This is a genomic window from Mycolicibacterium arenosum, from assembly GCF_024320865.1.
Classification (GTDB): Bacteria; Actinomycetota; Actinomycetes; order Mycobacteriales; family Mycobacteriaceae; genus Mycobacterium; species Mycobacterium arenosum.
Genome location: NZ_JANDBD010000005.1, coordinates 383387 through 407783, shown reverse-complemented (window position 1 = coordinate 407783; position 24397 = coordinate 383387). Strand labels below are relative to the sequence as shown.

Here is a 24397-nt window from a genome sequence, read left to right as displayed (position 1 = left end):
CGAGAGTCAAGTGTCGTGCTTCGCACGACGGGCGTCGAGCACGACCTGCACGATGAGCACGATCACCGCGACGGCCATGAGCAGGGTGGCCACGGAGTAGGCACCGTAGATGTTGGCCTTGTTGTAGCGATCGGCGACCAGCAGTGTCAGGGTCTGCGAAATGCCGGGCAGGTTCGACGACACCATGATCACGGCACCGAACTCACCGAGCGTGCGGGCGATCGTCAGGACGATGCCGTAGGTCAGGCCCCACCGGATCGAGGGCAGGGTGATCCGCCAGAACGTCTGCCACCAGGTGGATCCCAGCGTCGCGGCGGCCTCCTCCTGGTCGGTGCCCAGTTCGTGCAGCACCGGTTCCACTTCGCGGATGACGAAGGGCACGGTGACGAAGATGCTGGCCAGCACGATGCCGGGGAAGCTGAAGATGATCTTGAAGCCGAGGTCCTGCTCGACGAAGCCGAATACTCCGGCGGACCCCCACAGCAGGATGAGCGCAACGCCCACCACCACCGGTGACACCGCGAACGGCAGGTCGATGACCGCCTGTAGCGCGCTCTTGCCGCGGAACTTGTTGCGCGCCAACACCAGCGCGGTCGGCACGCCGAACAGCACGTTGAGCGGTACCACGATGGCGACGACGAGCAGCGACAGGTTCAGCGCCGAGATCGCGGCGGGCGTCGTGATCTGCTCGATGAAGGCGCCGATGCCGGGCTGGAACGTCCGGAAGAGGATGAGTCCGACCGGGACCACCAGTAGGAAGGCCAGGTAGGTCAACGCCAGCCAGCGCAGGGCGTGCGTGACCCCCTTGGACAGGATCACCGCTCGAACTCCTGTCGCTTGGCGGCTCGCGCACCGAGGGTGCGCAGGATGAACAGCACGACGAACGAGATCACCAGCAGGACGATCGAAATCGCGGCGGCACCCGTGCGGTCGTCCACCTCGATGAGCGTCCTGATGTACTGCGACGACACCTCGGACTCGCCGGGTACGGCGCCGCCGATGAGGACCACCGACCCGTACTCGCCGATGGCTCGTGAGAACGCGAGACCCGCACCGGAGAGCAGCGACGGAAGCAGCGCGGGCAGCACCACCTTGACGAAGATGGTCCAGTTGTTGGCCCCCAGCGACGCCGCGGCCTCCTCGGTCTCGCGGTCGAGTTCCTTGAGCACCGGCTGCACCGACCGCACCACGAACGGCAGGGTGACGAAGAGCAGGGCGATGCCGACGCCCCACTTCGTGTGCTGAATGTGGATGCCGACGGGACTCGACGGGCCGTACAGCGACAGCATGACGAGGCTCGCGACGATTGTCGGCAGCGCGAACGGCAGATCGATCAGTGCGTCGACGACTCGCTTGCCGGGGAAGTCGTCGCGCACCAGCACCCACGCCACCAGCAACCCGAACACCAGGTTGATCACGGCGACGACGAACGAGATCGACAGCGTGACCTTGAACGATTCGACCGCCCCCGGCCTCGTCACGGAGGTCCAGAAATCCGACCAGCCACCCCCCGCCGACTGCCAGACGATGGCGGCCAGCGGCAGCAATACGATGACGCTGAGCCAGATGGACGCGGCGCCGACCCGAAGCGAGGTCGTGCCGTGGCGCGGCGCCAGGAGCCCGCGGGACCGCCCGGCGCCGGGATCACCGGCGCCGGGACTGATCTCCGCGGAGACCGTCGAGGTCATCCAGTCGCCTTCGCGTAGATCGTCGAGATCTTGCCGTTCGTCTTATCGAACAACTCGGGATCGACGGTCTTCCAGCCACCGAGGTCGGTGATGGTCCACAGCTTCTCCGGCGTGGGGAACTGGTCGGCGAACTTCTCCGCGATCGCCGGGTCCACCGGGCGGAAGCCCGCCTCGGCCCACGCCGTCTGCCCCTCGGCCGTGAACAGGAAGTTCTTCAGCGCGGTGGCCTTGGCCTCGTTCGGACCGCCCTTGATCACGGCCACCGGGTTCTCGATCTTAAAGGTCTGCGGGGGCGTGACCCACTCGAGGTCGGGGTGGGTCTTCTTGGAGTTGATCGCCTCGTTCTCGTAGGCGATCAACACGTCACCGCTGCCCTGCAGGAACACGTCGGTGGCGGCGCGGCCCGATTCCGGGCGGACCTTGAGGTGCTCGTTGGTCAGCAGCTGGTTCAGGTAATCCAGGCCGGCCTGCTGGTTCTGGCCGCCATTGCTCTTGGCGGCGTAGGGAGCGAGCAGGTTCCACTTCGCCGAACCGGAGCTCAAGGGGTTGGGGGTGACGACCTCAACACCGGGCTTCAGCAGGTCGTCCCAGTCCCTGATGCCCTTCGGGTTACCGGGCCGCACGACGAGGGTGACCACGGACCCGAACGGGATGCCCTTGGTGGCGTCGGCGTTCCAGTCCTCGGCGACCTTGCCCGCCTTGACCAGACGGGTGATGTCGGGCTCGACGGAGAAGTTGACGATGTCGGCTGGAGCGCCCGCCTCGACTTTGCGGGACTGGTCACCCGACGCCCCGTAGGAACCGGTGATCGCAGTGCCCTTGCCCTCCTCGGTGGCCGCGAAGGCCGGCCCGACCTTCGCCCAGCCCGGTTCGGGCACGGCGTACGCGACGAGCGTCAGCGTGGTCTCGGCATCGCTCGCGGCGGTGTCGCCGACGACGTCGCTGGCTCCACCACCGCAGGCGGCGAGCAGCGAAGCGCTCACGGCGAGCGCCGCAGCGGGCAGCCACCGAGATCTGATCTTGTCGAGCTTCGTGGTGGACATTGCGGCCTTTCCTAGCGGGGTGAACGGGATTTGAGTTCCGTCACTACGGCAAGGAGTTCGATCGCACGTGAAGAACGCGCAGTCGCCACCGACGCCTAACCGAGGACGGGTAGGGGTCAGCGACAACAGTCGACGTCTGCAACAGCGCAGGGTCCGACGGCGATGAGAGCCAGGACATGGCTCTCGGTGCTGCCGGCTGCGGAGTGCATGGCGCGAAGAATAACAGAGCGGATCGAACGCCGATCAGCGGGCGACCAGCCACATGACCACGACGAAGACCACCAGCGCGACCAGAATCAGTGTCACTCGCGACCGCGGCATGCCGGTCACCGCGCGTCTTCGTCGTCGTGCCGGACGCGGTGCAGCAGTTGGATGCCGTTACCGAGCGCCCCGTCGAGGAGCACTGCGGCGCCGTAGGCGAGCACCAGCACGACCGGCATGACGATGGCCGTCTGCGCGACGAAGCCGAGCCCCGACAACCAGAGTTCGACGCCGTCCCACCAATTCAGGATGCCGCTCATCACCATCACCCTACGATCTATGCCGTGGCTACCCCGGAAGCGCCGGTGCCGACGGCGACGACCTGCCTCATCGCGGGCGGTGGACCTGCGGGGATGATGCTCGCTCTGCTGCTGGCCCGCGATGGCGTCGATGTGACGGTGATGGAGAAGCACGCCGACTTCCTGCGCGACTTCCGCGGCGACACCGTGCACGCCAGCACGCTGCGACTGCTCGACGAGCTGGGCCTGGGCGACGCGTTCGCGGCACTGCCGCATCGCATGGTCGAGAGCGTGAACCTGGCGATCGCCGACACCACACTGACCATGGATCTCACCCACCTGCCGGGCCCGCACAAGCACATCGCCCTGGTGCCGCAGTGGGACTTCCTCGAACTGCTCGCCACGGCAGCGCGCACCGAACCCGGCTTCCGGCTGATGCGCAGTACCGAGGTCCTCGCCCCCATCCGGACCGACGGCCGCGTGACGGGCGTGCGCTACCGCGGCGCCGACGGGGCCGAACGCGACATGGCGGCCGACCTGGTGGTCGCCTGTGACGGCCGGGCATCGACACTGCGGGCGGCCGCGGGGTTGGTGCCGCGCGGTTTCGGCGCACCGATGGACGTGTGGTGGTTTCGGCTGCCGCGTTACGAGGACGACCCGTCGGGCCTCAACGGGAGGTTCGCCGACGGCCACGGGTGTGCGCTCATCGACCGCGGCGACTACTTCCAATGCGCCTACCTCATCCGCAAGGGCACCGACGCCGCGCTGCGCGCCGAGGGAATCGACTCACTGCGCCGCGGGCTCTCAGCGCTGGTGCCGTGGATCGCCGACCGGACCGCTGCGCTCGAGTCGTTCGACGACGTGAAACTGCTTGACGTGCAACTGGATCGACTGCGTCGGTGGTACGTCGACGGCCTGCTGCTCATCGGCGACGCGGCGCACGCGATGTCCCCGATCGGCGGGGTGGGCATCAACCTGGCGATCGCCGACGCCGTTGCCGCAGCACGCATTCTGGCCGGACCGCTGAAGAGCGGCACCGTCACCACCCGCGAACTGGCTCGCGTGCAGGTCCGTCGCTGGCTCCCCGCCGCGCTGATTCAGCGCGTGCAGCGGACGGTTCAGGACCGCGCCATCGCGGGCGCGATCGGCAACGCGCAGGCGGCCCGCGACACCCCGCCTGCGATCCGGATCGCCAACCGCTTCCCGGTGCTGCGCAGGGTGGCCGCCTACGGCGTCGCCATCGGCCCGCTGCCGGAGCACGCACCGGAGTGGGCGCGGCGTTGACGACCAGGTAACGGTTGCCGTCAATGAGTGGACGGCAAGTGCATCCGCGGTCGATGATGTGCCAATGGTTTTGCAGCACAGTGAGCCCACTGGAAGCACCGACGGCACCAACGGTGCCCAGCGCGAACCCGAGGCGCCCTTCACGGTGACGGAACCGGTGCCGTACGCGGCGACCGGGTCGCTGCGCAATCCATTCCCGCCGATCGCGGACTACGCGTTCCTGTCCGACTGCGAGAACACGTGCCTCATCTCGGCGGCCGGGTCCGTCGAGTGGCTGTGCGTGCCGCGGCCCGACTCCCCCAGCGTGTTCGGCGCCATCCTCGACCGCAGCGCGGGCCACTTCCGGCTGAGCCCGTACGGGGTCACGGTGCCCGCCGCCCGGCGCTACCTGCCGGGCAGCCTGATCATGGAGACCACCTGGCAGACCCACACGGGCTGGCTGATCGTGCGCGACGCGCTGGTGATGGGGCCCTGGCACGATCTCGAAACGCGGTCGCGCACGCACCGCCGCACCCCGATGGACTGGGACGCCGAGCACATCCTGCTGCGCACCGTGCGCTGCGTCAGCGGGGTCGTCGAACTGGTGATGAACTGCGAGCCGTCGTTCGACTACCACCGGGACACCGCGACGTGGGAGTACTCGGCGGCGGCCTACGGCGAGGCGATCGCGCGCGCCACCAAGGACCCCGAGGCGCATCCCACGCTGCGGCTGACGACCAACCTGCGCATCGGCCTGGAGGGTCGCGAGGCCCGCGCCCGCACTCGGCTCACCGAGGGCGACAACGTCTTCGTCGCGCTGAGCTGGTCGGGCCACCCCGCCCCGCAGACGTTCGACGAGGCCACCGACAAGATGTGGAAGACCAGCGAGGCCTGGCGTCAGTGGATCAACGTCGGCGACTTCCCGGACCACCCCTGGCGGTCGTACCTGCAGCGCAGCGCACTCACGCTGAAGGGCCTCACCTACTCCCCGACCGGCGCCCTGCTCGCGGCCAGCACCACCTCACTACCGGAAACCCCTCAGGGAGAACGGAATTGGGACTACCGCTATGCGTGGGTGCGTGACTCGACGTTCGCTCTGTGGGGGCTGTACACCCTCGGCCTCGACCGGGAGGCGGACGACTTCTTCTCGTTCATCGCCGACGTGTCGGGCGCCAACAACGGCGAGAAGCACCCGCTGCAGGTGATGTACGGCGTCGGCGGCGAGCGCAGCCTGGTCGAGGAGGAGTTGAACCACCTCTCGGGCTACGACAACTCCCGGCCGGTGCGCATCGGCAACGGCGCCTACAACCAGGTGCAGAACGACATCTGGGGCACGATGCTCGATTCGGTGTACCTGCACGCGAAGTCGCGCGAGCAGATCCCCGAAGCCCTCTGGCCGGTGCTCAAGCGCCAGGTGGAGGAGGCGATCAAGCACTGGCGCGAGCCCGACCGCGGCATCTGGGAGGTGCGCGGCGACCCGCAGCACTTCACGTCGAGCAAGGTGATGTGCTGGGTGGCCCTGGACCGCGGCTCGAAACTCGCTGAGCTGCAAGGCGAGAAGAGCTACGCACAGCAGTGGCGTCAGGTCGCCGAGGACATCAAGGCCGACATCCTGGCCCACGGGGTGGACGCGCGCGGCGTGCTGACTCAGCGCTACGGCGACGACGCGCTCGACGCGTCGCTGCTCCTGGTGGTGCTGACCCGTTTCCTGCCGCCGGACGACCCGCGCGTGCGCGCGACGGTGCTCGCCATCGCCGACGAACTCACCGAGGACGGTCTGGTGCTGCGGTACCGCGTCGAGGAGACCGACGACGGACTGTCCGGCGAGGAGGGCTCCTTCACGATCTGCTCGTTCTGGCTGGTGTCGGCACTGGTCGAGATCGGCGAGGTGAGCCGGGCCAAGCACCTCTGTGAGCGGCTGCTGTCGTTCGCGAGCCCACTGCACCTCTACGCCGAGGAGATCGAGCCGCGGACCGGTCGTCATCTCGGCAACTTCCCGCAGGCGTTCACGCATCTGGCGCAGATCAACGCCGTCGTGCACGTCATCCGCGCCGAGGAGGAGTCCGACGGCGCGGGCGTGTTCCAGCCGGCCAACGCCCCGATGTAAACGGTCTCAGCGGTCCCGCCGACCAACAACCCCCACGCGGAAACCGGCGACGAATGCACCGAGTTCTGCTGGACGGCGGCAGGCCGTGTGCCGATTCACAGCCCTACAGCAGAAGTCGCTACGCCGCGCGCCGCGGCGCTCGAAGGTGGCTGATCGCCGGCGGGGCGCGGCGCCGGTTGCGCCGGCGTGAACGCGAAGCCACCGACGGTGACGATCACCGCACCGGCGGCCAGCGCCAGCCACGGCCACCTCGTGCCGGGTCGAACGTCGGCCAGCGCCGGCGGCGCCAGCTCATCGAGTGAGGTCACCCGTCCAGGGTGTCGCCGCGGCACGGGCGGGAGAAGGCTTGCGCTCAGGATGGTTCGAACGTGTTACTTCGCGGCCTTCGCGGCCCGATCGACGATCTCCGCCGCCATCTTCTCCGCGTCGTCGCCGATCCCGAACGCACACGCCCTCGTCTCGACGACGAGGTTCGACACGCTCGTCATGGCGTGCTGGCAGTCCCATCCGTCGGCATCCTCCTGGGCCACCACCTGCGTGATGACGTCACCTTCGGATCGGGCGTCCTCGACCTGCCAGATGTAGCTGCCCTGCGGATCGTCGACCGCGACCGAGAATCCGCCGCACTCAGTCCATTTCGACTCGGACTCACCGACGATGTCACGTGCCTCGGCAGCGGACGGGTACAACACCAGCGTCTGCTCGGCCCAGTGCTCGTTGTCGTCACCGGGTTCACGGATCACCTGGTCGCGCACCGCGGTCGAGCCGGTTCCGTAGACGTCCTTCTCGGCGGAGTAGATGGAGCCGAGGCAGTCGGGATCGGAGACGACGTGCGCGTTGTCCTGCAGTTCCTCGACGTCGCTCACCAGCACCATGGTCAGCGAGTTCACCATCTCGTTGAGGTCGTCGACACTCAGCAGCAGTGGTTCGAGCTGCGATTCGCGCAGCGGCGGAAGGTCATCGGGCACCGCGCCCGCGGGTCGCTGCGCCGTACCCGTCACGACGCCGGTGCACCCGGTCAGCAGGAGCAGAGCGGCCACCACCATGCCGCTCACCACTGCCCGCAGCGTCCTCATCGAGACAGACTCTACGACGACGTCAGTGCTCCGTGCCGACCTTGTTCAACATGACGGCGGCCGCTCGCTCCGCTCGGTCGTCCGATCCCGAGGGGTCGACCTGCGCCACGGCGAGCGACACCTCCACGATCGTCGCCTCGCGCACCGCGACGGCCCGCAGATAGTGCTGCTGCGGCGCATCGGACCCCTGCCGGGTGACGACCGCGGCGGAGAGTAAGCCGTCCTCGGCGACCACGTCACCGATGGCCGCGTCGACGTCGGTGTCCGAAGCCCCGCGAAGGTGCTTGACGACGGCCTGCCCGTCGCAGTCGCGCCACTGCTCGGTGAAGGCGGCGAAGCGATCCTGCGCGGCGGCCGCCGAACCGAAGCGCACCGCCGCCGCGTCCGCGCCGGTCACGTCGGCACCCTCGGCCAGGGTGAAGTAGCTCTGCCGGGCCGCCTCGACGACGTCGGCGCCCTCGTAGGTCGCGCGCAGCATCGTCTCCGTGACGCCGATGCAGCGGAACGGCGTCGCGTCGGCGTCGTCGCGGAAGCCGTCGGGCATGATCTCGAGCCCGCCGACGAAGGGCTGAAAGTCGAACGTGCTCAACCCGTTTCCGACCGCGTCGGTAAGTTCGGCCTCGGTCGGCAGCAACTCGACCGCCGCGGCGGCGGGGCGCGGCACGCCGGCGACCACGTGACCGCAGCCCGCGATGAGAATCGGCATAAGCGTCGCCGCGACGACAGCGGCGGAGCGCACGGCTACTTCTTCGGCTTGTCGCTGGCGGCGTCGGCGGACAGCGCCGCGACGAAGGCCTCCTGCGGCACCTCGACCCGTCCGATGGTCTTCATCCGCTTCTTGCCCTCCTTCTGCTTCTCCAGCAGCTTGCGCTTGCGGGTGATGTCACCGCCGTAGCACTTGGAGAGCACGTCCTTGCGGATGGCCCGGATGTTCTCGCGCGCAATGATTCTCGACCCGATCGCCGCCTGCACCGGTACCTCGAACTGCTGCCGCGGAATGAGCTCCTTGAGCTTGGTGGTCATCTTGTTGCCGTAGGCGGCGGCGGAGTCCTTGTGGACGATGGCGCTGAAGGCGTCGACCGGCTCCCCCTGCAGCAGGATGTCGACCTTCACCAGATCGGCCTCCTGCTCACCGGCCTCCTCGTAGTCGAGGCTGGCGTAGCCGCGCGTGCGCGACTTCAGCGAGTCGAAGAAGTCGAAGATGATCTCGCCCAACGGCATCGTGTAGCGCAGCTCCACCCGCTCGGGCGACAGGTAGTCCATACCGCCGAGCTCGCCGCGGCGCGACTGGCACAGCTCCATGATCGTGCCGATGAACTCGCTCGGTGCGATGACCGTCGTCTTGACGATCGGCTCGAAGACCGAGCGCACCTTGCCTTCTTGCCAGTCCGAGGGGTTCGTCACGACGATCTCCGTACCGTCGTCCTTCACCACCCGGTACACGACGTTGGGCGCCGTCGAGATCAGGTCGAGGTCGAACTCGCGCTCGAGGCGCTCGCGGGTGATCTCCATGTGCAGCAGGCCGAGGAACCCGCAGCGGAAGCCGAACCCCAGCGCCACCGACGTCTCCGGTTCCCAGGTCAGGGCGGCGTCGTTGAGCTGTAGGCGTTCCAGCGCGTCGCGCAGGTTCGGGTAGTCCGATCCGTCGACCGGATACAGCCCCGAGTAGACCATCGGCTTCGGTTCGCGGTATCCGGTCAGCGCCTGGGTGGCGCCGTTGCGCGCCGTCGTCACCGTGTCACCGACCTTGGACTGCCGGACGTCCTTGACGCCGGTGATGAGATAGCCCACCTCGCCGACCCCGAGCCCTTCGGTGGCCTTGGGTTCCGGCGAGACGATGCCGACCTCGAGCAGCTCGTGGGTCGTCCCGGTCGACATCATCTTGATCTTCTCGCGGGGATTGAGCTTGCCGTCGACCACGCGGACGTAGGTCACCACGCCGCGGTAGATGTCGTAGACGGAGTCGAAGATCATCGCCCGTGCGGGCGCGTCGGCGTCGCCGACCGGCGCCGGGATCAGCCGGACCACCTCGTCGAGCAGTTCGCGGACGCCGACGCCCGTCTTGCCCGACACCCGCAGCACGTCCTCCGGTTCGCAGCCGATGATGTGGGCGATCTCGCCCGCGTACCGATCCGGGTCGGCGGCGGGCAGGTCGATCTTGTTGAGCACCGGGATGATCGTGAGGTCCCGGTCGAGCGCCAGGTACAGGTTCGCCAGCGTCTGCGCCTCGATGCCCTGAGCGGCGTCGACGAGCAGCACCGCGCCCTCGCAGGCCTCCAGCGCGCGAGACACCTCGTAGGTGAAGTCGACGTGGCCGGGGGTGTCGATCAGGTGCAGGACGAACTGTTCGCCGTCGACCTCCCACGGCAGGCGCACGTTCTGCGCCTTGATGGTGATGCCGCGCTCGCGCTCGATGTCCATCCGGTCCAGGTACTGGGCCCGCATGTCGCGGTCGGCCACCACGCCGGTGATCCCCAGCATGCGGTCGGCCAGCGTGGACTTGCCGTGGTCGATGTGCGCGATGATGCAGAAGTTCCGAATCTGCGCCGGCGCAGTGAACGTCTTGTCGGCGAAGCTGCTGATGGGAATCTCCTGGTCGTTGCACGTGGCGAGCGTTACCAGGGTATCGACCAACCCTCGGAGGAGCACAATCGTGCCTATGCTCGACGCGATGGCATCGCAGTGGAGCACCTTCCAGCGTTTTCTGAAGAGCACCGAGCAGATCGTGTTCACGGAAGCGCCGAAGCTCGTTCGCCAGTTGCAGAAGCCCGAGACCCTGCCGCGCACCATCCAGCAGGGCATCAAGCTCGGCATCGACGCGGGCCTGTCGGCCCTGGCCGGGGTCGCCGCGGAGCCGCGTCCGGCGATCGCGGCCGGCCGGCCCGTCACCGCCAACAGCGTGCCGACCGCGCACCGCGCCCGCCGCATCGTCTACTCGCCCGACCTGGACGGCCGCGCCGATCCGGGCGAGGTCGTGTGGACCTGGGTCGTCTACGAGGAGGACCCGTCGCGCGGCAAGGATCGCCCGGTGCTGGTCGTGGGCCGCGACTCCAGCACGCTGCTCGGTCTCATGCTGTCCAGTCAGGACCGGCACGCCGAGGACCGCGACTGGGTGCGCATCGGTACCGGCGACTGGGATTACGAGGGGCGGACCAGCTGGGTTCGGCTCGATCGCGTGCTCGACGTCCCTGAGGAGGGCATCCGCCGCGAGGGCGCGATCCTGGACCGCGCGACGTTCGAGATCGTCGCAGCCCGACTGCGCGCCGAGTACTCCTGGCGCTGATTCTCCCGCGGGTTCCTATCCCATCCCCATGACCTGCACAGCTGGTGCTTAACATAGCTAAGCAATATGGTTCTGGTACGGCCGCATCGAAACGCAGAACGTACGAAACGTAGGGAGTTGATCGACAATGACGAGAACCAGGAACACCATCGCCGCCATCGCCATCTCCGGCGGTCTCGCCTTGGGCGCAGTCGGTCTCGGCGCCGGTGTCGCGATCGCCGCACCTCAGGTCGCAGGCCCCATCGCCGAGCACCCCGGCTGGGGCCCGCCCCCGCCGCCGCCGCCGAACTGGAACAACGGCCCCGGGTGGAACAACGGCTGGAACAACAACGGCTGGAACGGCGGCGGACCGATCCCCGGCGGATGGAACGGCGGATGGGAGCCGCAGGGCGGCTTCTGCGTGTTCGTCGTCTGCGTCTGACGCGCGCGCACGCCGCGGCGAGCTACCGCGGCGTGCGCCACATCGGAATCAGCGGGGGGCCGCCGTCGGGCAGGGTGAACTCACCGGTGACCTCGAAGCCGAACCGCTCGTAGTACGGCACGTTCTCGGGCTTGCTCGACTCGAGGTACGCGGGCGCGTACTCGGCGTCACACCGATCCAGCCGCGAGCGCATGAGCGCGTTGCCGAAACCCTTGCCGCGCACGGCGGGATCACTGCCGATGACCGCCAGGTACCAGTGCGGCTCCTCGGGGTGCGCCTTCTTCATCATCTCGGTGACCGCCAGCCCGCGGCCCAGCGCGCTGCCGAAGGTGAGCAGCAGGCCCGGCATCGCCCGAAGTTCCTCGGCGCGGGTCTGCTTCCACTCCCCCGGCGGATCCCAGAGCGCCGCGGCACCGATGTCCTGCCCCCCGGTGGCGACCTCCACCCCGCCGCGGGACAGGTGGTGGTAGCGCGTGATCGACGCGAACAGCTTGTGCAGCTTGCGTCGTCGGACATCGTCGTCGGGCAGCAGCCACATCATCACGGGGTCGTCGAAGAACGCCTTCCCCAGCGTGACGGACAGCGCGGGAATGTCGGCACGGGTCGCGGGACGGACGTCGGCGGTGGCCACGAAGCCACCTTCGCACACCGGGTCAGCCGACCGCTGAGGTTGCAACCGTCCCGTTCGCCGGTGCCTAGCCCTGGGTGATGTACGCCTCGAGCTGTTCCTGGTGAGCCTCGAGCTGCTCCATCCGGGTCTTCACCACGTCGCCGATGCTGACGATCCCGGACAGGTGCCCGTTCTCCAAGACGGGCACGTGGCGGACCCGGTTGGTCGTCATGAGGGCACTCAGGCTGTCGAGGTCGTCACCGGGTGTGCAGGTGATGACCTCCGCGGTCATGATGTCGGACACCGGCCTGGCCAGTAGGTCCGCGCCGAATTCGTGGAGTCGGCGGACGACGTCGCGCTCGGAGACGATGCCGACCGGTGCGCCATCCGCGACGACGACCATCGCACCGACGTTGCGGGTGACCAGGCTGGCGAGCAGGTCGGCGACGGACATGTCCGGTCCCACCGTGAGCACGCCCGCTCCCTTGTTCTTCAATACGTCTGCGATCCGCACGAACGCCTCCGTTTGTGAGCTGGCTCACATCAGGGTATGACAAACCCGGCGTCGGTGTTGCGAACTTCGACCAGTTCATCTCCGGAGAGGAACCGATGATCGTGCAGAGGGTACAGCTCGGAGACGAATTGGCGGTCAGCCCAATCGGATTCGGTGCGATGGCGCTGACACCGGTGTACGGCGAGGTGGACGACACCGAATCGCTGGCGACCCTGCATCGCAGCGTCGATCTCGGCGTGTCGTTCATCGACACCGCCAACGTGTACGGCGGCGGCCAGAACGAGAAGCTGATCTCGCGACTGCTGGCAGAACGCCGCGACGAGGTGACCCTGGCGACGAAGTTCGGCATCACGGGAAATCCCATCGACGGGACCCGCGGATCCCGCGGCGACGCCGCCTACGTGCGCCAGGCCATCGAGGAGAGCCTGGAACGGCTGGGCACCGACGTGGTGGATCTCTACTACATGCACCGGCGCGATCTGACGGTGCCGATCGAGGAGACCGTCGGCGCGATGGCCGAACTGGTCGCCGCGGGCAAGGTCCGACATCTCGGCCTGTCCGAGGTCACCGCCGATGAACTGCGCGCCGCCGTGGCGGTGCACCCGATCGCCGCGGTGCAGAGCGAGTGGTCGATCTGGAGCCGCGACGTCGAACGCAACGTCGTGCCCACCGCAGCCGAGCTCGGCGTCGGTTTCGTGCCCTACTCCCCGCTGGGCCGCGGGTTCCTCACCGGCACGATCCGGTCGACGGCCGACCTGGCGGGCGACTCCGGGTTCCGCCGTGCACTGCCGCGCTTCGCCGATGACGCCCTCGAGTCGAATCTGGCTGTGGTTCGGGTCATCTCGTCGATCGCCGACGAGGTCGGTGCGACGCCCGCACAGGTCGCACTCGCCTGGCTGCGCTACCGCGCCGACGCGCTGGGAGTCGCGTCGGTGCCCATTCCGGGCACGCGCCGAGCGGCCCGCGTCGAGGAGAACCTCGGTTCGGTGTCGGTCGAACTGTCGGCGCAGCAGGTGGCGGCTCTCGACGACGCGGGAGCCGCGGTGTCGGGCAACCGGTTCGGCGACTTGAGCTGGACCTCCGCGGGACGCGAATAACGCCCGCGTCGCCCACCGGGTCTGCAGGATTCGCTTCCGCACAGGGCACATTGAGGGTAGGCATGTTTCATGATCGAGGTCACCCTCCTGGGCACCGGAAGTCCCATCCCCGACGCCGACCGGGCTGGCCCCGCGACGCTGGTGCGGGCGGGCGGGCAGACGCTTCTCGTCGACTGCGGTCGCGGAGTGCAGATGCGGCTGGCAGGCGCCGGCTCCAGTGCGGGCGCGCTGACGGCGCTGTTGCTGACCCACCTGCACAGTGACCACATCGGCGATCTCGGCGACCTGATCATCACGCGGTGGATCACGTCCTTCGGCCCGAATCCGGTGCCGCTGACGATCATCGGTCCGCCGGGCACCGCAGACGTCGTCGACGCGACGTTGCGGGCGTTCGCCCCCGACATCGGCTACCGACTGGCCCACCATCCCGACCTCACCGGCCCACCCGCGCTCGACGTGCAGGAGTTCACCGACGGCGTGGTGTGGCAGCGCGACGGCGTGGTCGTACGCGCCGCACCCACCGACCACCGACCGGTGGCGCCGACGATCGGGTTCCGCGTCGAGCACGCGGCGGCGTCGGTGGTGCTCGCAGGCGACACCGTGCCGTGCGCGACCCTCGACGAGTTGGCCAGCGGGGCGGGTGCGCTGGTGCACACGGTGATTCGCAAGGACCTCGTCGACGCCATGCCGCTGCAGCGCATCCGCGACATCTGCGACTACCACTCCTCAGTGGAGCAGGCCGCCGACACGGCCGCACGCGCCGACGTCGGGATCCTGGTCCTCACGCACTACGTACCGGGCATCGGCCCCGGTGGCTACGACGAGTGGCGTGCGCTCGCCGCCACGGTCTTTCCCCGCCAGATCGAACTCGGCGATGATCTGCACCGTGTCGAGGTGCACCCGGCGGTGTGTGGCCGCGGAACGGTCACGCCAGCCGGGTGATCTCCACGACCACGTCGAGATCCGTCGACCCCTCGCCCGAGTAGATGCCCTTGAGCGGCGTCACGTCCGCGTAGTCGCGGCCGACACCGACGCTGATGTACTGCTCGGTGATCTCCTTGTCGTTGGTGGGGTCGTAGTGCCACCAACCACCGGTCCACGCCTGGATCCACGCGTGACTCTGACCGTCGATCGTGTCACCCACCTTGGCTTTCGCCTTCGGGTGCAGGTAGCCCGAGACGTAGCGAGCGGGAATTCCCATGCTGCGCAACAGGATCAGCGTCAGGTGGGCGAAATCCTGGCACACGCCCTTGCCCTCGCGATGCGCGTCGAGACCCGACGAGTGCACGCCGGTGGTGCCGGGGACGTAGGCGAGTTCACCGTGCACCCACTTGGCCGCTTCGACGACCGCCTCCAGCGGCTCGTGGTACTTGGCGATCCTCTGCCCGACTCGCGCGACGCGACGACTGGCCGGGGTGAACTCGGTCGGCGTGAGGTACTCGTCGAACCGGTCGATGACCGCGGCGGACTGCAGGTCCTCCCAGGTGACCGGCTCCGCGGGCGCTTCGCCCCGGTCGGTCTCGACGACCGACGACGCGGTGACCTCGAGTTCCGTGTGCGGTGCGTGCAGGTCGAACGCCGTCACGGCGGTGCCCCAGTAGTCGACGTAGCGGTAGGACCGAGTCGCCGGCACGGTCTCGACGCGGTTGAGGATCACGTTCTGCCGGGAGTCCGAGCGCGGCGTCAGCCGGGCCTCGTTGTACGACGCGGTGACGGGCGACTTGTAGGCGTAACCCGTGGCGTGGATGACTCGCATGCGCCACATGTTCTAGACCTCGCCCTCTTCGATGATCAACGAGCCGTTGCGGCCTGCGTCCGTCCACGCCACCCAGGGCGCGGAGTGGAAGTACTCCAGCGCCAACGCTTCTCCCACGTCGGCACAGGTCTTCTGCAATCCGGCCAGGCGCTCCTCGAGCGTCTCCAGCAGCACCCCCTGGGGCAGGAACTCCAACTCGCTGCGCGCGCGGCCCAGCAGCCGCTGGGCCTCGGCGGTGGCGCCGACGCGATTGAGCGCGCGGTGGTGCAACTCGTCGAGACTGTGTTCGGCCAGGCGCAGCGAGTACATGACCGACCGTGGGAACAGGCGGTCCAGCAGCATGAACTCGACGACGCGGCCCGCGTCCAGAACGCCGCGATAGGTGCGCAGGTAGGTGTCGTGCGCACCCGCGGAGCGCAGCACCGTCACCCACGCCGGTGACGACGCGCTGTCGCCGACGCGGGCGAGCAGCAGTCGCACCGTCATGTCGACCCGCTCGATCGCGCGGCCCAGCACCATGAAGCGGTAGCCGTCGTCGCGGGACAGCGTCGAGTCGGCCAGGCCGGCGAACTGCGCCGCCCGCCCCTCGACGTAGGACAGGAACTCGTGCGGCCCCAGGCGTCTGGAGGCCCGCTCCCGTTCCGGCAGTGCGTTGTACGTGGTGTTGAGGCACTCCCAGATCTCGGTCGAGGTGACTTCCCGTGCCCCGCGGGCGTTCTCGCGGGCCGCGGAGATCGCCTCGACGATCGAGCAGCCGCCGTGGGTATCCCGGCTGAACGCCACCATATCGGTCAGCGACCACACGTCGAGCGCCGTTGTCGCGTCGGGCGCGGCCATGTCCAGCACCCTCAGCAGGGTGCGCGACGCCTGGTCCGGGTCGACACTCGAATCCTCGAGCAACTGGTGCACCGTGACGTCGAGGATGCGGGCGGTGTCGTCGGCGCGTTCGACGTAGCGTCCGATCCAGTACAGCGATTCCGCGTTGCGCGCCAACATTATCGGCTCACCGCCTGCTGTTGCTGTTGCTGTTGCTGTTCAGTCTGATTCGCGCGAGGCGCGGTGCCCTGCTGTTGCTGCTGCTGGGACGAGTCCTCGGCGGCCTTCTCGGGCTTGCCGTTCTTCGCGGCCTTCGGTAGCGCCCGCACGACTTCGGCGGCGGCCAGTTCGCGATCGGCCACCGACGCCCGAGACGCCAGCACCCAGGTGTCCTTCGAACCGCCACCCTGGCTCGAGTTGACCACCAGCGAACCCTCGGGCAGCGCGACGCGGGTCAGCCCGCCGGGCAGTACCCAGACGTCGTCGCCGTCGTTGACTGCGAACGGTCTCAGGTCGACGTGGCGGGGCGCCAGCTTGTCGTCGATCTGCGTTGGCACCGTGGATAATTGAACCACCGGCTGCGCGATCCACCCGCGCGGGTCGGTACGCACCTTCTTGGTGATGGCGGCCAGTTCCTTCTCCGAGGCGTCGGGTCCGAACACGATGCCGTAGCCACCGGAACCCTCGACGGGCTTGATGACGAGCTCGTCGATCCGATCGAGCACTTCCTCGCGCTCGTCGTCGAGCCAGCATCGGAACGTGTCGACGTTGGCCAACGAGAGCTTCTCACCGAGGTAGTACTCGACGATCGTCGGGACGTAGCAGTAGACGAGCTTGTCGTCCCCGACCCCGTTGCCGACCGCGCTGGAGATCACCACGTTGCCCGCCCGCGCGGCGTTCAGCACGCCGGCGACGCCGAGCACTGAGTCGGGCTTGAAGTGCATGGGGTCGAGGAACTCGTCGTCGATGCGGCGGTAGATGACGTCGACCTGCCGCTCCCCCTCGGTGGTGCGCATGTAGACGGTGTTGTCACGGCAGAACAGGTCGCGGCCCTCGACGAGTTCGACGCCCATCTGGCGGGCCAGCAGCGAGTGCTCGAAGTAGGCCGAGTTGTAGACACCGGGCGTGAGCACGACGACGGTGGGGTCGGCCTCGTTCGACGCCGCGGCGTTGCGCAGTGCTCGCAGCAGATGCGACGCGTAATCGCCGACCGCCCGGACCCGGTGCGTCGCGAAGAGATTCGGGAACACCCGCGCCATCGTGCGGCGGTTCTCCATGACGTAGGAGACGCCCGACGGCGAGCGCAGGTTGTCTTCCAGGACGCGGAACGTGCCCTGCGCGTCGCGGACCAGGTCGATACCGGCGACGTGGATGCGCACCCCGTTGGGCGGAACGATGCCCGCGGCCTCGCGGTGGAAGTGCTCGCACGACGTGATCAACCGGCGCGGGATCACCCCGTCGCGCAGGATCTCCTGCTCGCCGTAGATGTCGTCGAGGAACATCTCGAGGGCCTTGACGCGCTGCTTGATGCCCTTCTCCAGACGCGACCACTCCGCGGCGGAGATGACGCGCGGCACCAGGTCGAGCGGGAACGGACGCTCCTGGCCGGACAGCGAGAACGTGATGCCCTGGTCGATGAACGCGCGGCCCAGCGCCTCGGAGCGGGCGGCCAGGTCGGAGGCGTCCGACGGCGCGAGCTCGTTGAAGATGCCCTTGTAGGGTCCCCGCACGTTGCCGTCGGCGTCGAACATCTCGTCGAAGGCCTTCGCGTAGCCGCCGACGCCGTTGTATCCGTCGAAGATGCCCGGATACCGTTTGGATGACCGCGTGTCCGAGCGGTTGGCGCGGGTCGTACCGGAGGAGTCGGCTGGCAGGGTTCTCAGGCTCACGTTTGACATGCTGCACCAACAATTGCATTTCGGCAGGCCAGAGGCGTCACTTTGGGTTTCTACCCGGTCCGCTGGTAATCTGAACCCTCGCTGCCCGCGTGCGGGCACTGTCGAACTTTCGTATTACCCCAACTGAGCTTTAGAAGGACAGACACGCGTGGCCAACATCAAGTCGCAGAAGAAGCGCATCCTCACCAACGAGCGCCGCAGGCAGCGCAACCAGTCGGTCAGGTCGTCGCTGCGTACCGCGGTGCGCGGGTTCCGCGAGGCCGTCGACGCCGGTGAGAAGGACAAGGCCACCGAGTTGCTCGTCGCCACCAGCCGCAAGCTGGACAAGGCCGCGAGCAAGGGTGTCATCCACAAGAACCAGGCCGCCAACAAGAAGTCGGCGCTGGCGCTCGCGCTCAACAAGATCTGATTCGGTTCAACTTCCCCCGGCGAGTTCGGCTACCCGCCGGACCGCCGTCTCGAGGGCGTAGTCGGCATCTGCCGCTACGCCCTTGACGTCTCCGTTGAGCGCTGCGACAACCCTGATGGCCTCGGCCACCGATTCCCGCGACCACCGGCGCGACTGCTTCTGCGCCTTCTGGATCCGCCACGGCGGCATGCCCAGTTCGCCCGCCAGCTTGTACGGATCACCCGAAATCGGCCCGACCCTGGCGATGGTGTGAACGGCCTCCGCGAGCGCATCGGCGAGAACGACGTGCGGTTCGCCGCGCATCATGGCCCAGCGCAGTGCTTCGGCGGCCCCTGAGACATCGCCCACGACGGCCTTGTCGGCGATGTCGAAGCCCTTCACCTCCGCCTTGCCGGCGTGGTAGCGACGCACCGCCACGGCGTCGACGGCCCCGCCGGTGTCCGCGACGAGCTGTGAACACGCCGCCGCCAACTCCCGGATGTCGGACCCGACGGCGTCGAGCACCGCGGTCACCGTGTCCTCGGACACCTTGACCTTCAAGGCGCGGAACTCCCCGCGCACGAAGTCGACGCGCTCCGACGCCTTGCTGATCTTGGCGCAGAGGTGTACCTCGGCATCTAGCTTCCTGATCTGATCGGCGAGCGCTTTGGCACGCCCACCGCCGGAGTGCACGATGACGAGCATGGTTCCGGCGGGTAGGTCGGCGGCGACCTCCGCGATGAGCGCTACCGCGTCCTTACCGGCTTCGGCCGCGGCTTCCAGGACGACGACGCGTTCCTCGGCGAACAGCGACGGGCTGAGCAGTTCGGCGAGCTCACTGGTGGTGACCTCACCCGCGCGCATCCGATCGACGGGCACGTCGCCGGTGCCCGCGGTTCGTCGCGCCTCGCTCAGCACGTCGGCGACGGCGCGCTCGACCAGAAGCTCTTCGTCACCGAGGACGAGGTGCAGTTGGCTCACGCGTCGATCGTGTCACGGCGGCCCGACAGCGCCGCCGCGGCCCGCCGCCCAGGCCACCGCGCACAGCACCAGCACCAGCACGACGACACGGCCGGCGCGCCAGCGCCACAGCAGAACCCCCGCGAGCGTCGTCACGGCGACGAGCACCGCCCCGGTGAGACCCGACGGCACCGGCACACCGGCGCCGGGGACGGCCGCGGACCACTGCGCCGCGTGCAGCAGCCACCACAGCTCCGGTCCCGTGAACCGGATCAGCAGCCGGCCGGCCGCGGGCCACAGCTGTAGCACCGCGGCCGCCGCGGTACCGAGCACGGTGATCGGCGGAATTACCGGCGCCACAGCCAGATTCGCAGCGACCGCCACCAGGCTCACCGCCCCGGACACTCCCGCGACGACGGGTGCGGTGACCAGTTGCGCCGCCAGCGCGATCGCGACACCCGCGGCGAGTGGTCGCGGCCAGCCGCGGTCGACGAGACGCTGCGTCCACACCGGCGCGATCACCACCAGTGCCGCCGTCGCGGCGACGGACAGCACGAAGCCGACGTCAACGGCCAGCTGCGGCGCGACGATCATCGAGACCAGCACGGCGGCGGCCAGCGCGGGCACCGCCTGCCGGCGCCGCTGGGACACGACGGCCAGCAGCGCGATGCCACCCATGATGGCGGCGCGAAGCACGCTGGCCGTCGGCTGCACCACGGCGACGAAGCCGACCAGTGCCAGCGCCGCGGCCGCAGCGGCCGCGCGGGGCCCCACCAGCGCCGCGGCGAGAAGCACGGCACCGCAGACGATCGTCACGTTCGCGCCCGACACCGCGGTGAGATGCGTCAGCCCGGCGGTGCGGAACTCGTCCTCCGTGGCCGCGTCGACCGCCGACGTGTCGCCGAGCACCAGCGCGGGCAGCATCGCCGCCTGGTCGGCGGGCAGCACGGCCCTGGCCTGCTCCGCGAAGTCGGCGCGTACCCCGGCGGCCGCCCGCTGCCACCGCGGCAGGTCACCGAGGCGCGGCTCCCCCGACGCCGTCAGCAGCGCCACCGAGAGGTCCCGCCTGGTGGGCGCGCCGACGCCGGCCCGGAACGCCGCGGGGCGGCCCGCGGTCAGGCCCCCGTAACCGGCGACCGGCGCGAACACGACCACCCGCCCCGAGGAGGGCTGTCCGTCGAAGGCGTCCAGCGTGCCGCGGAACACCACCCGCCCGCCGGTGATCATTCGCGGCGTCTCGGACGCGGTGACGACCACGGTCGACGTTCCGCCGTGGCGCGCCGTGGCCGGATGCCGCTCCAGATCGTGCACCCGCAGCCCCACCGACGCGCCGAACGCAACCCCTACGGCGGCCACCGCGACGACGCCGGGCCAGAGCGGCGGCGACTGCCCCCCACCTCGCCGACCCCACCACCCGATGGCCGCGGTCAGCGCGGCTGCGGCGAGTACCGTACCCGCGGATAGCACTGCGCCGCTGAGGATTCCGGTGGCGCTCACTGCCCAGGCGGTGACCGCCGCAGGCACCAGTCGAAGGTCGACGCGCGCGGCGTCGCGCGGCCCGCCGGTCACACATGAACCAGCGCGCGCAGTTTCTCCAGCCGCGCCGGGCCGATTCCGTCGACCTCGCTGAGCTGGTCGACGCTGGTGAACGTCCCGTTGGCCGACCGCCATGCCACGATCGCCGCCGCGGTGACCGGGCCGACGCCGGGAAGGGTGTCGAGTTGCTCCTCGGTCGCCGCGTTCAGATCGATCGGCGTGCCGGGGGTATCCGAGGCACCGGCATCGCCCGGTGCCTCCGCCGCGGTGCCGGTGGCCGGGGTGCTGACCGAACTTCCCATGGCCGGTGCGGTGCCGGGCGGTGAGGCGATGCCGACGACGATCTGCTCGCCGTCCGCGACGCGACGCGCCATGTTGAGGCCCGTCAGGTCGGCGCCGTCGAGAGCGCCGCCCGCGGACTCGAGCGCGTCGGCGATACGCGCGCCCGCGGTGAGCGTGACGAGCCCCGGCGCCTTCACCAGGCCGATCACGCTGACGACGACGGGGGCGTCCGCAGCCGAGGGCCCGGCCGGAGGCGTCGACGTCGAAACCGGCTCCACTGCAGGGAGATTCGCTGCGACGACCGTCGGCGTGTCGTCGGTCGCCAGCATGAACACAGTGACGAGCACCGCCAGCACGCCGATGACGCCCAGGCCGATCGCCCCAGCCCGGCCGGGGTCGGCCCTGACCGCGGCCGCCCAGTTCGACGCGCCACCTCCGACGTGATCGGGCAGCCACCGCGTCAGCGAGGTGTCGCGGCTGTCATCGGATTCGTCGCGGTGGTCATCGGCTCCGGGTTCGGCCGTGAGCCTGCGGTGCACCCGGTCCGCCGGCGGTTCGGTTCGCATGCCGCGACGGTAGGTGCGCGGCCGGACACGATCCCGTTCAACGGGCCGCTGGGCGCCCTGCCTGTGGATGAAGTCGGCTCTGTGGATGAACGCCCGGTGCGCGCTGCGAATCGCACGGAGCGGAACGTTGGCGCGGAACCGCAGCGTGCGCGATGATGCCGCGCATGCGCAACATCTCGGGTGTCGTCGGCCTGCTGGCCGCCGTCAGCCTGCTCACCGCCACCGCCTGTGCCCCCGCCGACGACACGGCGACGCCCTCGGCGGCACCGGATTCGTGTTCGAAGGACGCGCTGCCGACGCTCACCAAGGGGAACTTGACGTTCGGCACGGACCAGCCCGCGTACCCGCCGTGGTTCGTCGACGACGACCCGGCCAACGGCAAGGGCTTCGAGTCGGCGGTCGCCTACGCCGTCGCGGACAAGTTGGGCTACGGCAAGGACGACGTGGTCTGGGTCCGGGTTCCGTTCAACGCGGCGATCGCCCCCGGGCCGAAGACGTTCGACGCCAACCTGAACGAGTTCTCGATCACCGATGAACGCAAGCAGGCGGTCGACTTCTCGTCGCCCTACTTCGATGTGACGCAGGCACTGGTGACGGTCAAGACCTCGCCCGCGGCCGAGGTCACGTCGCTGGACGGGCTGACGGGTCTGAAGCTCGGCGCTCAGGTCGGCACGACGAGCTACACCGCCGCCAAGGCCATCGACGAAGGTGTCGCGGTGTTCAACAACAACGACGACGCCAAAGCCGCTCTGTCGAACGGCCAGATCGACGCCCTGGTGCTCGACCTGCCGACGGCGTTCGCGGTGCAGGCGGAACTCACCGACGGGGTGATCGTCGGCCAGTTGCCGCCCAGCGACGAGCAGGCCGAACAGTTCGGCATCGTGCTGGACAAAGGCAGTCCGCTGACCGCCTGCGTCTCGAAGGCGGTCGACGAACTGGGCGACGAGAGCGTGCTGTTCAAGCTGCAGAAGGAATGGCTCGCAGGCGCGGGTAACGCGCCCGTCCTGTCGTGACGACGTCCTCGATCGATCGCGTCGCCTATCGGAGGTCGCGCGCTCGCCGGTCCACCGCCGTCGCGTTCGCGTCGACGGTGATCTTCGCCGCGGTGCTGCTGTTCGCGGTGACAGCGTCGCCAGGGTGGCCCCGCGTCCGCGACTCGTTCTTCAACCTGCGCATCGGGTGGGAGAGTCTGCCCGCGTTGCTCGACGGACTGTGGCTCAACATCCGCGTGCTCATCGTCTGCGAGATCCTCATCCTGATCGTGGGTCTCGGCCTCGCGGCGCTGCGCACCCTGCAGGGCCCGGTGTGGTTTCCGTTGCGCGCGTTGGCCACCGGCTACGTCGACGTGTTCCGCGGCCTTCCGCTGCTGATCTGTCTCTACCTCGTCGGCTTCGGGCTGCCGGGCCTTCGGCTGTCCGGCATGCCGACCAGCCCGGTGCTGCTCGGCGGCTTGGCGCTTGTGCTGATCTACTCCGCCTACGTCGCCGAGGTGTTCCGGGCCGGGATCGAGTCGATTCATCCGTCGCAACTGGCCGCAGCGAAGTCGCTCGGGCTCAACCACCGGCGCACGATGCGGCTGGTGGTGCTACCGCAAGCTTTCCGCCGTGTCACGCCGCCACTGCTCAACGACTTCGTCGCACTGCAGAAGGACTGCGGACTGATCTCGGTGCTCGGCGCCGTCGACGCCGTCCGCGCGGCGCAGATCCAGTCCGCGACCACGTACAACTTCACGCCCTACGTCGTCGCCGGCCTGTTGTTCGTCGCGCTCGCGGTGCCGTCGGCGCGGCTGGCCGACTGGGCGTCGCGACGTGTGGGCACGCGGCAGGGGGCGTTGTGAGTTCCGGCGAGCGCGACGTTGTGCTCTCCCTGCGCGGCGTCCGCAAGACCTACGGTGAGCGGGTCGTCCTAGACGGTGTCGACATCGACGTCGCGGAGCACGAGGTCGTGGTGCTCATCGGCGCCTCGGGTTCCGGCAAGTCGACGCTGCTGCGGTGCGTCGACCTGCTCGAGGACATCGACGACGGCCGGATCCTGCTCGACGGCCGCGATATCAGCGACCCGCGCATCGACGCGGATGCCGCACGGCAGGCGATGGGCATGGTGTTCCAGTCCTACAACCTGTTCCCGCACATGACCGCGCTCGGCAACGTGGCGCTGGCACCACGGGTGGTACACGGGGCGACCCGGCGCGACGCCGACGACCGCGGCAGAGAGCTGCTGGAGCGAGTCGGCTTGGCGGACAAGGCCGACGCCTATCCGGATCATCTTTCGGGTGGGCAGCAGCAGCGGGTGGCGATCGCTCGCGCGCTGGCCTACGACCCGCGTCTGCTGCTGCTCGACGAGATCACCAGCGCGCTCGATCCCGAACTCGTCGGCGAGGTGCTGGAGCTCGTCGGCGGACTGGCGGAAGCCGGCAGCACGATCGTGATGGCCACGCACGAGATGGCGTTCGCCCGCGACGTCGCCGACACGGTGTTCTTCCTCGACGGCGGGCGCATCGTGGAGTCGGGCCCGGCGGCGACGCTGCTCACCGCACCCGAGCACGAGCGGACGAAGGCGTTCCTGCGGCGATTCACCGCGGGGCGCTGATCTC

27 protein-coding genes are annotated in these 24397 nt (G+C 69.0%); 10 read left to right on the top strand and 17 right to left on the bottom strand.

Features of this window, described 5'->3' with window-relative positions; translation table 11 throughout:
- Positions 1-6: 6 nt before the first annotated feature.
- From cysW to NM203_RS15250, 5 genes are all read right to left on the bottom strand, one after another.
- Complete coding sequence (gene cysW / locus NM203_RS15265; RefSeq protein WP_255060829.1) at positions 7-819, bottom strand: sulfate ABC transporter permease subunit CysW; 813 nt, start codon at positions 817-819, stop codon at positions 7-9.
- Positions 816-1688 carry a sulfate ABC transporter permease subunit CysT gene (cysT, locus tag NM203_RS15260; RefSeq protein WP_255060828.1) on the bottom strand — a complete coding sequence of 291 codons (873 nt, stop codon included), beginning with the start codon at positions 1686-1688 and terminating at the stop codon, positions 816-818. The genes cysW and cysT overlap by 4 nt, the downstream gene beginning before the upstream one ends.
- Complete coding sequence (locus NM203_RS15255) at positions 1685-2731, bottom strand: sulfate ABC transporter substrate-binding protein (RefSeq protein ID WP_255060827.1); 1047 nt, start codon at positions 2729-2731, stop codon at positions 1685-1687. Before NM203_RS15255 ends, cysT begins: the two co-directional genes overlap by 4 nt.
- Positions 2732-2847: 116 nt before the next feature.
- Positions 2848-2940: an Ms4533A family Cys-rich leader peptide gene (locus tag NM203_RS33510; protein ID WP_408633355.1), complete on the bottom strand. Its 93-nt coding sequence runs from the start codon at positions 2938-2940 to the stop codon at positions 2848-2850.
- A 117-nt stretch (positions 2941-3057) separates the two neighbouring features.
- Entirely contained in the window at positions 3058-3252 is a 195-nt protein-coding gene (locus NM203_RS15250) for a hypothetical protein (protein WP_255060826.1), read from the bottom strand.
- 24 nt (positions 3253-3276) lie between these two features.
- On the opposite strand from NM203_RS15250, the gene NM203_RS15245 reads away from it, so the two are divergent.
- Both NM203_RS15245 and NM203_RS15240 read left to right on the top strand, forming a co-directional pair.
- Positions 3277-4515, top strand: coding sequence for an FAD-dependent oxidoreductase (locus NM203_RS15245; protein ID WP_255060825.1), 1239 nt, complete (start codon positions 3277-3279; stop codon positions 4513-4515).
- Between the two features lie 64 nt (positions 4516-4579).
- Positions 4580-6601 carry a glycoside hydrolase family 15 protein gene (locus tag NM203_RS15240; RefSeq protein ID WP_255060824.1) on the top strand — a complete coding sequence of 674 codons (2022 nt, stop codon included), beginning with the start codon at positions 4580-4582 and terminating at the stop codon, positions 6599-6601.
- 95 nt (positions 6602-6696) lie between these two features.
- On the opposite strand, the gene NM203_RS15235 is transcribed toward NM203_RS15240, so the two are convergent.
- The 4 genes from NM203_RS15235 to lepA all read right to left on the bottom strand — a co-directional run bounded on the left by NM203_RS15235 (position 6697) and on the right by lepA (position 10326).
- A complete protein-coding gene (locus NM203_RS15235) occupies positions 6697-6909 on the bottom strand; it encodes a hypothetical protein (RefSeq protein WP_255060823.1) in 213 nt (70 codons plus the stop codon).
- Positions 6910-6972: 63 nt separating this feature from the next.
- Entirely contained in the window at positions 6973-7677 is a 705-nt protein-coding gene (locus tag NM203_RS15230) for a sensor domain-containing protein (protein ID WP_255060822.1), read from the bottom strand.
- A 22-nt stretch (positions 7678-7699) separates the two neighbouring features.
- Positions 7700-8416 carry a sensor domain-containing protein gene (locus NM203_RS15225; RefSeq protein ID WP_255060821.1) on the bottom strand — a complete coding sequence of 239 codons (717 nt, stop codon included), beginning with the start codon at positions 8414-8416 and terminating at the stop codon, positions 7700-7702.
- Positions 8417-8418: 2 nt separating this feature from the next.
- On the bottom strand, positions 8419-10326 hold the full coding sequence (gene lepA / locus NM203_RS15220; RefSeq protein WP_408633354.1) for a translation elongation factor 4: 1908 nt from the start codon (positions 10324-10326) through the stop codon (positions 8419-8421).
- 10 nt (positions 10327-10336) lie between these two features.
- On the opposite strand from lepA, the gene NM203_RS15215 reads away from it, so the two are divergent.
- Together NM203_RS15215 and NM203_RS15210 are read left to right on the top strand one after the other, a co-directional pair.
- Positions 10337-10960, top strand: a complete 624-nt coding sequence (locus NM203_RS15215; protein WP_255060867.1) for a type II toxin-antitoxin system PemK/MazF family toxin — start codon at positions 10337-10339, stop codon at positions 10958-10960.
- A 127-nt stretch (positions 10961-11087) separates the two neighbouring features.
- On the top strand, positions 11088-11381 hold the full coding sequence (locus tag NM203_RS15210; RefSeq protein WP_255060819.1) for a hypothetical protein: 294 nt from the start codon (positions 11088-11090) through the stop codon (positions 11379-11381).
- Positions 11382-11403: 22 nt separating this feature from the next.
- On the opposite strand, the gene NM203_RS15205 is transcribed toward NM203_RS15210, so the two are convergent.
- Together NM203_RS15205 and NM203_RS15200 are read right to left on the bottom strand one after the other, a co-directional pair.
- Complete coding sequence (locus tag NM203_RS15205; protein ID WP_255060818.1) at positions 11404-12012, bottom strand: GNAT family N-acetyltransferase; 609 nt, start codon at positions 12010-12012, stop codon at positions 11404-11406.
- A 64-nt stretch (positions 12013-12076) separates the two neighbouring features.
- Complete coding sequence (locus NM203_RS15200; RefSeq protein WP_255060817.1) at positions 12077-12505, bottom strand: CBS domain-containing protein; 429 nt, start codon at positions 12503-12505, stop codon at positions 12077-12079.
- Positions 12506-12600: 95 nt separating this feature from the next.
- Between NM203_RS15200 and NM203_RS15195 the strand changes: the two genes are divergently transcribed.
- Together NM203_RS15195 and NM203_RS15190 are read left to right on the top strand one after the other, a co-directional pair.
- On the top strand, positions 12601-13602 hold the full coding sequence (locus NM203_RS15195) for an aldo/keto reductase (protein ID WP_255060816.1): 1002 nt from the start codon (positions 12601-12603) through the stop codon (positions 13600-13602).
- Positions 13603-13671: 69 nt separating this feature from the next.
- Positions 13672-14544: a ribonuclease Z gene (locus NM203_RS15190; protein ID WP_255060815.1), complete on the top strand. Its 873-nt coding sequence runs from the start codon at positions 13672-13674 to the stop codon at positions 14542-14544.
- On the opposite strand, the gene NM203_RS15185 is transcribed toward NM203_RS15190, so the two are convergent.
- From NM203_RS15185 to NM203_RS15175, 3 genes are read right to left on the bottom strand one after another with little or no spacing between them, the layout of a single operon-like run.
- Positions 14528-15367 (bottom strand): transglutaminase family protein, encoded by an 840-nt coding sequence (locus NM203_RS15185; RefSeq protein WP_255060814.1) that lies wholly within the window; start codon positions 15365-15367, stop codon positions 14528-14530. The two genes, NM203_RS15190 and NM203_RS15185, sit on opposite strands and share 17 nt — an antisense overlap.
- Before the next feature lie 3 nt (positions 15368-15370).
- Positions 15371-16354, bottom strand: coding sequence for an alpha-E domain-containing protein (locus NM203_RS15180; RefSeq protein ID WP_255060813.1), 984 nt, complete (start codon positions 16352-16354; stop codon positions 15371-15373).
- Positions 16354-18072 carry a circularly permuted type 2 ATP-grasp protein gene (locus tag NM203_RS15175; protein ID WP_255060812.1) on the bottom strand — a complete coding sequence of 573 codons (1719 nt, stop codon included), beginning with the start codon at positions 18070-18072 and terminating at the stop codon, positions 16354-16356. The genes NM203_RS15180 and NM203_RS15175 overlap by 1 nt, the downstream gene beginning before the upstream one ends.
- Positions 18073-18220: 148 nt before the next feature.
- Here NM203_RS15175 and rpsT point away from each other — a divergent pair, with 148 nt between their 5' ends.
- A complete protein-coding gene (gene rpsT / locus NM203_RS15170) occupies positions 18221-18481 on the top strand; it encodes a 30S ribosomal protein S20 (protein WP_255060811.1) in 261 nt (86 codons plus the stop codon).
- A gap of 6 nt (positions 18482-18487) precedes the next feature.
- Here the strand turns inward: rpsT and holA are convergent, their stop codons facing one another.
- The 3 genes from holA to NM203_RS15155 are packed head-to-tail and all read right to left on the bottom strand — an operon-like array spanning position 18488 to position 21804.
- On the bottom strand, positions 18488-19441 hold the full coding sequence (holA, locus tag NM203_RS15165) for a DNA polymerase III subunit delta (protein ID WP_255060810.1): 954 nt from the start codon (positions 19439-19441) through the stop codon (positions 18488-18490).
- 12 nt (positions 19442-19453) lie between these two features.
- On the bottom strand, positions 19454-20989 hold the full coding sequence (locus NM203_RS15160; RefSeq protein ID WP_255060809.1) for a ComEC/Rec2 family competence protein: 1536 nt from the start codon (positions 20987-20989) through the stop codon (positions 19454-19456).
- On the bottom strand, positions 20986-21804 hold the full coding sequence (locus tag NM203_RS15155; protein ID WP_255060808.1) for a ComEA family DNA-binding protein: 819 nt from the start codon (positions 21802-21804) through the stop codon (positions 20986-20988). Before NM203_RS15155 ends, NM203_RS15160 begins: the two co-directional genes overlap by 4 nt.
- Positions 21805-21968: 164 nt before the next feature.
- Here NM203_RS15155 and NM203_RS15150 point away from each other — a divergent pair, with 164 nt between their 5' ends.
- From NM203_RS15150 to NM203_RS15140, 3 genes are read left to right on the top strand one after another with little or no spacing between them, the layout of a single operon-like run.
- Complete coding sequence (locus tag NM203_RS15150; protein ID WP_255060807.1) at positions 21969-22817, top strand: ABC transporter substrate-binding protein; 849 nt, start codon at positions 21969-21971, stop codon at positions 22815-22817.
- Positions 22814-23641, top strand: coding sequence for an amino acid ABC transporter permease (locus NM203_RS15145; protein ID WP_255060806.1), 828 nt, complete (start codon positions 22814-22816; stop codon positions 23639-23641). Before NM203_RS15150 ends, NM203_RS15145 begins: the two co-directional genes overlap by 4 nt.
- Positions 23638-24393, top strand: coding sequence for an amino acid ABC transporter ATP-binding protein (locus tag NM203_RS15140; protein WP_308212833.1), 756 nt, complete (start codon positions 23638-23640; stop codon positions 24391-24393). Before NM203_RS15145 ends, NM203_RS15140 begins: the two co-directional genes overlap by 4 nt.
- The last annotated feature ends 4 nt before the right edge of the window (positions 24394-24397 follow it).

Coding starts and splice junctions, on each gene's coding strand:
- NM203_RS15210 (WP_255060819.1), top strand. CDS start 11,088: ATGACGAGAACCAGGAACACCATCGCCGCCATCGCCATCTCCGGCGGT.
- NM203_RS15215 (WP_255060867.1), top strand. CDS start 10,337: ATGCTCGACGCGATGGCATCGCAGTGGAGCACCTTCCAGCGTTTTCTG.
- NM203_RS15255 (WP_255060827.1), bottom strand. CDS start 2,731: ATGTCCACCACGAAGCTCGACAAGATCAGATCTCGGTGGCTGCCCGCT.
- NM203_RS15175 (WP_255060812.1), bottom strand. CDS start 18,072: ATGTCAAACGTGAGCCTGAGAACCCTGCCAGCCGACTCCTCCGGTACG.
- NM203_RS15195 (WP_255060816.1), top strand. CDS start 12,601: ATGATCGTGCAGAGGGTACAGCTCGGAGACGAATTGGCGGTCAGCCCA.
- NM203_RS33510 (WP_408633355.1), bottom strand. CDS start 2,940: ATGCACTCCGCAGCCGGCAGCACCGAGAGCCATGTCCTGGCTCTCATC.
- NM203_RS15150 (WP_255060807.1), top strand. CDS start 21,969: ATGCGCAACATCTCGGGTGTCGTCGGCCTGCTGGCCGCCGTCAGCCTG.
- NM203_RS15185 (WP_255060814.1), bottom strand. CDS start 15,367: ATGTGGCGCATGCGAGTCATCCACGCCACGGGTTACGCCTACAAGTCG.
- NM203_RS15250 (WP_255060826.1), bottom strand. CDS start 3,252: ATGAGCGGCATCCTGAATTGGTGGGACGGCGTCGAACTCTGGTTGTCG.
- NM203_RS15155 (WP_255060808.1), bottom strand. CDS start 21,804: ATGCGAACCGAACCGCCGGCGGACCGGGTGCACCGCAGGCTCACGGCC.
- NM203_RS15240 (WP_255060824.1), top strand. CDS start 4,580: ATGGTTTTGCAGCACAGTGAGCCCACTGGAAGCACCGACGGCACCAAC.
- NM203_RS15180 (WP_255060813.1), bottom strand. CDS start 16,354: ATGTTGGCGCGCAACGCGGAATCGCTGTACTGGATCGGACGCTACGTC.
- cysT (WP_255060828.1), bottom strand. CDS start 1,688: ATGACCTCGACGGTCTCCGCGGAGATCAGTCCCGGCGCCGGTGATCCC.
- NM203_RS15230 (WP_255060822.1), bottom strand. CDS start 7,677: ATGAGGACGCTGCGGGCAGTGGTGAGCGGCATGGTGGTGGCCGCTCTG.
- NM203_RS15190 (WP_255060815.1), top strand. CDS start 13,672: ATGATCGAGGTCACCCTCCTGGGCACCGGAAGTCCCATCCCCGACGCC.